General features: G+C 53.7%; 7 protein-coding genes. All 7 read right to left on the bottom strand.

The features are described from left to right. Positions 1–325: 325 nt before the first annotated feature. The 7 genes from cas2 to cas3 are packed head-to-tail and all read right to left on the bottom strand — an operon-like array spanning position 326 to position 8,061. On the bottom strand, positions 326–616 hold the full coding sequence (cas2, locus tag V6K60_RS01480) for a CRISPR-associated endonuclease Cas2 (RefSeq protein ID WP_332448737.1): 291 nt from the start codon (positions 614–616) through the stop codon (positions 326–328). A 10-nt stretch (positions 617–626) separates the two neighbouring features. Next, entirely contained in the window at positions 627–1,658 is a 1,032-nt protein-coding gene (cas1c, locus tag V6K60_RS01475; protein ID WP_332448736.1) for a type I-C CRISPR-associated endonuclease Cas1c, read from the bottom strand. Between the two features lie 56 nt (positions 1,659–1,714). After that, complete coding sequence (gene cas4, locus V6K60_RS01470; protein ID WP_332448735.1) at positions 1,715–2,401, bottom strand: CRISPR-associated protein Cas4; 687 nt, start codon at positions 2,399–2,401, stop codon at positions 1,715–1,717. Then, positions 2,398–3,249: a type I-C CRISPR-associated protein Cas7/Csd2 gene (gene cas7c / locus V6K60_RS01465; protein ID WP_332448734.1), complete on the bottom strand. Its 852-nt coding sequence runs from the start codon at positions 3,247–3,249 to the stop codon at positions 2,398–2,400. The genes cas4 and cas7c overlap by 4 nt, the downstream gene beginning before the upstream one ends. Before the next feature lie 2 nt (positions 3,250–3,251). Then, positions 3,252–5,189 carry a type I-C CRISPR-associated protein Cas8c/Csd1 gene (cas8c, locus tag V6K60_RS01460; RefSeq protein WP_332448733.1) on the bottom strand — a complete coding sequence of 646 codons (1,938 nt, stop codon included), beginning with the start codon at positions 5,187–5,189 and terminating at the stop codon, positions 3,252–3,254. After that, positions 5,186–5,854, bottom strand: a complete 669-nt coding sequence (gene cas5c / locus V6K60_RS01455; protein WP_332448732.1) for a type I-C CRISPR-associated protein Cas5c — start codon at positions 5,852–5,854, stop codon at positions 5,186–5,188. Before cas5c ends, cas8c begins: the two co-directional genes overlap by 4 nt. A gap of 14 nt (positions 5,855–5,868) precedes the next feature. Then, entirely contained in the window at positions 5,869–8,061 is a 2,193-nt protein-coding gene (gene cas3, locus V6K60_RS01450) for a CRISPR-associated helicase Cas3' (protein WP_332448731.1), read from the bottom strand. Positions 8,062–8,762: the final 701 nt, after the last annotated feature.

Below are 8,762 nucleotides of genomic sequence, written 5' to 3'. Positions count from 1 at the left end.
ATTTCAATCCACGCACCCGTGAAGGGTGCGACCGCAAAACAATCCGCATCAACACCCCCCCACTGTTACAGAGGAATGGCCGATCCGAATCTATTGATATTCAATCGGCGGAGAGATAAATGTTATTTATGACAAACGTAGTACATCAAGCAAAATCCTGCTACAAATATATTAGTCTGAGGATAAACATTCCAAAGTGGTGCCCGGCTCAGGGCTAACTCCCGCTACGAACACCTTGGCTGCTATACCACAAAGAAGATATAATATTTTCAAAACTTCTCCGCGAACCTCCCGGGGAATCGCTGTGCACCAGGGGTTCGCAGGGTCATGCTACTAATAAACCCTCCGGATCGTACCCTTCCTTTGTACCGAAGTGCTCCACTCGGTTTTTCCAGTTTTTCCCTAGGTAATAGAACCGAAGGCTATCCTTCTCTTCATCGATCATTCCGCATAGGGTATGTTTAAGCATTGCGAACCGTGCCGGATCGACGAGGCACTCAAAAACAGAGTTCTGGACCCGTTGCCCGTAATTTACGCATTCCTTTGCTACTCTGCGGAGCCGTCTCTTTCCTTCAGGGGTCTCCGTGTTGACATCATACGTGACCAGAACCATCATTCAGAACACCTCAATTCATAAAATACGGTGGGTAACCGTCAATATCGCCCCGCAGGAAGCGGGCCATCAGCATCGCCTGAACATACGGGAGCAGCCCGACGGGTATCTTCTCGTTCAAGTACGGGTGCGTAATCGTGTCCAGCTTCCGCTTCTGCCAGGCCCCGATGACCTTTTCCCTTCCGGTTTCGGTTAGGAGAACTCCGCCGTTCTCTTTTTTAAGAAAATCATCTCTCCCGACCTGTTTCATGTTCACGAGGTTCAGGGCAAGCCGATCGGCCATGAATGGCCGCAGTTCTTCCATCATATCAAGCGCCAGACTCGCTCGTCCGGGCCGGTCGGTGTGGAAAAATCCGACGTAGGGGTCGAGCCCCACCGTCTCCAGGGCAGACTCGACATCGTGTGCAAGGAGCGTGTACAAAAACGAGAGCAGTGTATTCATGTTGTCCAGTGGCGGCCTCCGGTTTCGCTCGTAGAGGTAGAAGTCGCCCTTCTGCTTGAGGATCAACTCATCAAGGGTAACGAAATAGAACTTCGCACAATTTCCCTCGATCCCTCGGAGCGTATCGGCAGAATCACAGCCCTCGATCTTGAGGAGGTTCTCGATCAACAGAGCATCCACCGCCTGGATCCTATCGCAATCGATGACAGAACCGTGGTCGCGGATGCCCCGGCCGAGCACCGTCCGGCAGTTCACGATCTTGCCGATGATGAAAGATTTTGCAATTTCCAGCGACTCATCGCAATTATCTGCTCTTCGGTACTGGGTCCGCCGCAGCAGAACGTTGCCGCGTACTCGCCCGTTAACCCGTGCCAGAAATTTCCCGGACGGCGTTAAAAATGATAGGCCGACATTGTTGTCAGAACAGAGCCGCATCAGGTGAGGGGTTGCCCCCATGTATCCGAAACAGACGATCCCCTCGAGATTATGGATCGGAATACGGAATTTCTCCTCATTATCGACTTTAACGACAACGTTCTCCCTCTCGCGGGTCAGGTATGATTCTGGTGTGGTCACATACAGCGTATTCAGCAGTTTTCTCATGCACAGCGGACCTCGATGATAGGGATGCATTCCCGGAAGTATACTCCCCTCAACATTCAGTCATCCCCAATACAAGCCTCGTTCACGTGTTTGCGCACATATCTGCGGACGGAAAGACTCTTCTTCGTCAACTTCGGCACGCAGACGTTCTGAAGAGAACAGAGGTTGCACTTCCGGAAGGCGTCGGCAGGGGGTGTGACACCTTTTGCGAAAAGGTCGTGCATCTCTTCCGACAGCGAGCAAACCCGATCTCTCAATTCGGCGGACAACAGGAGCGGCACTCGTCGCCGGACTTCGTTGTAGTAAAAATCGCCCCGACTGATGTGAACGCCGAACATCTCTTCAAGGCAGATCGCCTGTGCACACAGCTGGACCTCATCCCGCTCGTCGATCTTGGGCTTTCCCCGTTTGTACTCCACCGGGCGCATTATCCAGCGTCCTTCGCGACCCGGAAGAGGCACACCGTCTTCAGAGCGGGTGTACTCGATAACGTCCGCCACGCCGTAGAGACCGAGCGTATACGAGATGAGAGGAAACGCCCGTGAGATGACGACATCGCCGCGGCTCTCGGTGAAGAACGGGTTGTCCACCCGCTGGTGGACCAGACGGCCTTCTGTCGTCCGCTGGTTCTCCTCCCACTGCCGCTCGACATGGATGAGCGCCCACTGCCGTCGACAAAAACAAAAGTGCTGGATCCCCGATAGCGCCAGCAGTTCTTCGTCGGTGTACCGTGCCCTGCTCATAACTTCTCGATTACCTCGACACCGGGGGGCACGTTTTTGTCAACAGCGACACGGTAATCCCCGAATGAGCGCGGAGGCATATCCCCGGAGACACGCTCCACCTTGACTTTGTCGAACAGGATATGCGACTGGCAACACCCCAGTGCCGTACCGTGCTTGAAGACGACGAGTTTTCGGGCGGACAACTTGCCCCGTGAGGCTGAGTGGTCGTGTTCGAACATATTGACAAGACCTTCCCAGAAGAGTTCCAGGTCGTCCTCGGAGAACCCCGTCGTCTTCTGAGCAAGGTGAGCGGAGATGTACCCCTCGGTGCGGTAGAGCGCATAAGGAACGATCTGCTTCTTCCCCATCGTCTGGCCCTTCTCGATGTCTTTCTCGTTCGTGACCGCCTGACGGGTGATCGTAACCTCCTGCTGGAAGATCGGATCGATGCTCCGGCCGAAATTGAGTTGCACCGGCCCGCGGACCTGTCCACAGTTCACATCCGTGGTCATCACGGCGCCAAACGTCCGGATGTCGAAGAAATTATCGCACATGAACTTTGTCAACTGGTCATCCTTCGGCTTTTTGTTGGAGGGCTCGATGCCGAGATAGTTATATGCCTTTTTGTTCTGCTCGTTCAGGACCACGCCGGATCTAACGTAGATCTCGTAGCCGGGAGTGTCACCCTTTAAAAGGTCAACGTAATCCCGGACCTTCCTCTTGAGGCAGACGTCGGTGACGATCCCGTGGCCAGTCTGCGGGTCGACCCGTGGCATGTTCCCCATATCGGGGTCGCCGTTTGGGTTTCCATTCTCGACATCATACAACAGTACAAATTCATATCGGTTTTTGATTGGTTCGCTCATAATCACTCACTCCCGCCTGCAACTACCTCTTTCTTCGTGAAAAACGCCTTCCGCTGGTGATAATAACCAAGCATGAACATCCCCTGCTCCTCAAGGCTCAGGTACGCCGGGAACTTATCAACTCCCGTCAACGTCTCCTCGATATTCTGGGTGATCTTGACTCCCCAGTCCGACTTGGCAATGTGGTGTTGTGCAAGTTTCAGCAGAACGGGGAAGACCACAGCCGGCGTCGTTGATGCGCTGCTGAAGTACTTGCTGTTGATCGTGCTCTTCATCTCTCTGTTCGTATCTGTCTGCGCCTTCTCAAGCACTGCGAACAGCCTCCCAAGGCGGTACGGTACATTCTGGCTCTCTTCGTTTAGACTCACAGTAATCATGTCCTCCTTCAGATTTGTCAAACCGGCTCTCACAAGCCGAAGCAGGTAGGCTTTGATGAAGCCCGCCTTGACCGAGTTAATCGACCGCTCAACCTTTATCCGGCTGAGAATTGCGCTGTACATCTGGACCGGGTATGGGCCGCCGCTCAGGATGGCTCTCATAATGAGGCCGCCAAGGAGCGGTGAGGCCGCCACTTTATTGGAACCGGAGGCTTTTTTATCAGGGTCCGATGTTTTTTTATCGGAACTAGATGCAACGGTCTCCTTTAGCAGGCGATAGATCGATACATAATGTGGATCGTAATCGCTCCTGACAATCTCCAAATCCAGATGATGACGTGCGGCTCTTGCGATGAAGTTACCAAACGTATCCACATGCCAGAACCGCACCGCGAGTCTCGCGTTGTTGGGGGAGAGACCGAGCATGTAGAAATTCGTCTCCGGATCTGCTCCGATATCTTCAGTGTGGATCTTCCGGCCCTTCCTGACCTTGTCGAGGATATCACCGATCAATTCGATCTTTTGCAGATCCTGCACTTTTGCTGGATCCGAGGATTCTACACCGTTGTCTTCCGCGTACTCGCGGGGATCAAGGAAGAAACTTACAGCCTCCTCGCAGGTGGTACCACTCGTCTCCGCCCAGAAGACAACTGTTGTATCGGCAATCCGCATCCGGTAGTCCTTGTGAGCGAGGAGATAGTTCAGGACGGTGGTGTATTTGAACATCGCCGGTTCGCTGATCGGAGCGTTGAGCCCTTGCTTATCACCTCTCTTGCCATACGAGCAGAACGACTCGTCGTTGAAACTGACAAGTGAAGCACCCGACATCTGGGCTCCTGTGACTCCCTTGAGATTCTGATGTATACGGGCTACCGTATCCGATTGGCCGGTCACAAGACACTGTGCAGTAAAGCCTCCACTGCCTCCACGGTCAGAGCAATGCTTTTCCCAGACCTTCATTACGGAAGGTTTTTTGTGCAGAAATAGACCCTCAGACTCAAAGACGCAGTTCCCTCCAGCGAGCAGGTCGTCCATATACTCAACAATCTTTGGATGTTTGGTGAAGTCTTCGGGGTTCCAAGTATCCAGAAATGCCAGGAGTGCCTGGATACCCGGATCCTTGAGGGTATCGAGCACCTCATGCTGACGAGCTTTAAAGGCTTCAAAGCAGTCCCGTGAGCGCTGATGGACCAGAACGACCTCCTTGTCGCTCTTAGCCAATATCCTGTGATCGGGAGAAGCTCCTTTACTAGAAGGGTTCAAGAATTTCTTCTCAAACTCGCTTCTTTTGAGCTTCTCGACGCCAAAGACATACTTCGCGTTGTCACACAGGACGTAGGGCGCTATGCCTGATGAGCGGACCTCCTGCAGAGGTACATCCATATCCTTTGGCCGCGGTTTCTTATCGTCGCTCCTGAGATCGACGATATACGACAACTTCCCCTCCGGGCTGATGACCAACGCAAACGACACCTTTCCGTTGCTGTATCCCGGCCGGGAGATCGCTGCATCTTCATCCTCCGCAAGGATGTCATAGTAACGGCAGAGAGACTGGATGATCATGCTACGCCCCTGAAGCCGAGGCATCGCTGTACGTCGATGACGCCATCTACCATGACCGCCCGGTAAAAGATGGCCTTCATATCATCGGCAAAATCGATGTCATAAAGCATGAACCCGAGATCTTTCTCTCCCCCATTCTCCCCGGTGTAGAAAGACATCGGCATCTTTCCTTCAATGAGTTCAAACCGAACAGGGAACTCACGGCAGCCGAAATAAGGCTGGTGAAAACACTGCCCCTTCCGCATCCTGCGGAGAGCGATGTTGTAATGCTTCTCAACGGTGTCTTCAGGGCCGGCCTGATCGGTCAGATCGAAATGCGCCTCAATACAGTAGCAGACATCACGGAGCACTAGGGACGCTCGTTGAACAGCATCCTCTGTCGCATCCTGGAAAAGAGAGACATTTCCTCCCCGGAGTGCACTTTTCACCTTACTCGCAGGGATCTTACCCGCTCTCTCGTTCCGACGGATGTTATCAAACTTTATCGGGTTTAAAACGTGAATTTTGTCGATCTTCCAGCGGATGGCAGGTTTCCAATGGATTGCCTCGAGGATACCCCGTGCAGCCGAGGGGGTTATCACGTCGTAACTCACCCGTTCCGTTTTCATCTCGGGCCTGGTGAAGCAGGCATAGTCGCCCCAGACTCTAACAGTTACTCCATACACTATTTCCTCCTCCCCTATACAATCAGTAGTGATCCCTCTCCCATATAGCCTTTTTCATTTATAAGTCCGGTTTCCTCGGAATATCTGTCGATATCGTTCAACACGTAGAATTTATCACCGAAACAATCGATCTTACCTGTGTGTTCCAGTTCCCTGAACTCGTTGGGATAGATGTTGATTGTGTACCCCTGCAGGCGTCGTGCATATTTCCACGGGGACCTGCTGATCCGGAGCTCGTCGATGAGTGCTCTGCCATCTTCGCCATAGGGAACGATGAGATCCTTTGTGCCCTGCTCGATGATGCTGAACTTCCATCCAACATCTTCAAATGGAAACTTGCATTTCTGAGGTTTTTTATCGAACAAAGGTAGTATTCCCTTCAGATCAAGCCCATCATCGCCCTTATACGAGTAGAGTTTCTGGAAGTAACTCTCGACGGCCGGAAGGGAGAGTGGATCATCGTACGTGTCCATGACCATCCGGCCGACCTCCGCCGTCAGCTTCTGCCAACTCGTGGCCTGACCATACCGCTCGGTCGACCGGAAGACGTATACCTCACCCCGTTCGGCTTTCCCCTCGCGGTTGCACCGCCCGGCCGCCTGAGCAACGGAATCGAGGCCGGCTATCGCCCGGTAGACGATGGGGAAATCGATGTCCACGCCAGCCTCGATCAGCTGGGTCGAGACGACGCGGCACTCTTCGTCCGCAGTGAGCAGGTCCTTGATCTCCTTTAATTGCTTCCTCCTGTGGGCGGGGCACATCCGGGCGCTCAGATGGTAGCACCCGCCCTGCTTCGAGAGCGCATCGTAAAGGTGCTGTGCATGGGCTCTGGTGTTGACGATGCATAACACCTGATGGTGTCCCTGCAGCCTCGTGGAGAGTTCTTCATCGTTCAGCGACCCGAGATCGTTCACACGTACCCGTCGGAACGCTTCGTAGAGATCTGCCGGCGAACTCATGATCTCGACTGGCCTGACGCTTTCGTCCAGAAGATTGCTGAGTTTCGGCTGGGTCGCCGTGCAGATGACGACCGTGGAACCGTAGTTCTGGACGAGCTCGGAGAGGGCCTGGAGACAGGGCTTCAGGTAATCCGTCGGTAACATCTGGGCTTCGTCGAGTATGATCACGCTCCGGGCAAGGTTGTGGATTTTCCGGCATCTTGACCGCTTGTTCGAGAAGAGTGACTCAAAAAATTGGACGTTTGTCGTTACGACGATCGACATATCCCAGTTCTCGGCCGAGAGTTTTAGGTACTGTTCCACCGAATTAACATCATCGTCGGTTAGGGCCTTTGGGTCGAAGTTGCTGTGATGTTCCAGCACGTTTCGGCTCCCGAAGATCTTCCTGAACGTTGCGGCGTTCTGCTCGATGATGCTCGTATAGGGTATGACGTAAAAGATCCTCTCCAGATTGTGTTGCTTTATGTGCTCAAGTGCAAATGCCATCGAGGAGAGCGTCTTCCCCCCGCCGGTCGGGACGGTCAGGGAAAAGATCTGTGGGGGGTGAGCCGCCATCCCCCTGCACTGTTCGTAGATCTCTCTCCTCTGCCTGTTGATCGGGGTCTCTTTGGCACCGGAGTGGAGGGTGGCCATGTGATCATCGAACTTTCGAGATAGAATGTCAAAAGACTCGTGCTGCCCCCGGAGAGAGGATGAACCGGGGTCTGCAAATGCTTCGGTGTCGAGAGAGTCCGCATCGACGAGGCACGAGTAGAGCATGCGTGTATAGAAGGCTATCGAAAACCCTACCCTCTTCTGTATCGGCCGGAGGCTCGGGCGAAACCTCGTGAGATCAGGGATTGGGATCTCGTCTCGATACGCTGAATAGTCAGGTAGAAACGCCTTTCCCAGGCGTTCCTCAAGCCCGTTTTCATCGTTGCCGTAGTTTAAGAGACCCCCATGGTGCCCGGTGATGATGTACTCAAGGATACGGCTCAACTGTTTCGGGTACAGCGCCCCTGCTTCCCGTGCACCGGCGGTCGAATGGTCGACCCGGATGGTAGCACCCTCAAGGCGCCTCTGAAACTCAGGAGAGTACTTCCCGACATCATGTAACAGACCCCCGGCATACGCAAGGTCACAGGCGTTGAAGTCATTTGCAAACTCCGAAGCAATATCGGCCACGTTCTGTAGATGAGTTTTCAGCAACTGCCAGTCACGCTTGTCAGGATCGCCCGTAGAGTGAGCATAATACATTGAGCCCGTCACCGATCTAACTGTTCGGTGAAGGGATGATAAATATAGCCATTTCATATCAAACATCGATCCATACTGCTGTTCCTATAAAAATGCCCTATAACTGGCAAATTCCCATCTGGAAAAACTGACGCCGAACGTCGAGAGATACCGCACTCGTACCCGGCGATGATCCCTCTCAGGCCGGGCTGAAAGAGGTGGCGTGGGCATGGGGCAGGCAACGATAAACTCGAAGCTCACCCCCCGCCCAGCACCTCCACCAGCACCGCCACCACCCTGCCCACGACCCCGCCGGCCCTCAAACTCCTCGAGTCGCACCTTCGGTGCTCCCGCTCCGGTTCTAACGAACCATCGCGTGCTGCACCTCCATTCGCTGGAGCGAGTCGCACCTCACGGTGCTCCTGCTCTAGTTCTAGCGAACCGTCGCACCTTACAAATCCACTTCACATCCCGGTTTGTCTCGTAAGACCGGGCTCCCGGGTGGTCTTCTCCCTGGTCATCCAGGTAACCTTCCTGGGGAACAGTAGAATGCCGAAAGGAAAATGCTTGGCCGTAAGGGTTATCATGGGGAGATTGCGTTTGTTCGTTTCAGAAAATCCGAAAGGGGGTGTTATTCGGCGTCTTCAGTACAGGGGAGTGTAGAGAGGATCTCCACGGCTTCCTCCCTGAGTGCGGGATATCACGGTCCATGACCACCTGGATCTTGTCAGTCG

It is taken from the genome of Methanoculleus sp., from assembly GCF_036677455.1.
Classification (GTDB): Archaea; Halobacteriota; Methanomicrobia; order Methanomicrobiales; family Methanoculleaceae; genus Methanoculleus.
Note: the sequence above shows the minus strand (reverse complement) of the source record. Positions and strands in the feature narration are given on the sequence as shown.

Coding starts and splice junctions, on each gene's coding strand:
- cas8c (WP_332448733.1), bottom strand. CDS start 5,189: ATGATCATCCAGTCTCTCTGCCGTTACTATGACATCCTTGCGGAGGAT.
- cas4 (WP_332448735.1), bottom strand. CDS start 2,401: ATGAGCAGGGCACGGTACACCGACGAAGAACTGCTGGCGCTATCGGGG.
- cas7c (WP_332448734.1), bottom strand. CDS start 3,249: ATGAGCGAACCAATCAAAAACCGATATGAATTTGTACTGTTGTATGAT.
- cas2 (WP_332448737.1), bottom strand. CDS start 616: ATGATGGTTCTGGTCACGTATGATGTCAACACGGAGACCCCTGAAGGA.
- cas1c (WP_332448736.1), bottom strand. CDS start 1,658: ATGAGAAAACTGCTGAATACGCTGTATGTGACCACACCAGAATCATAC.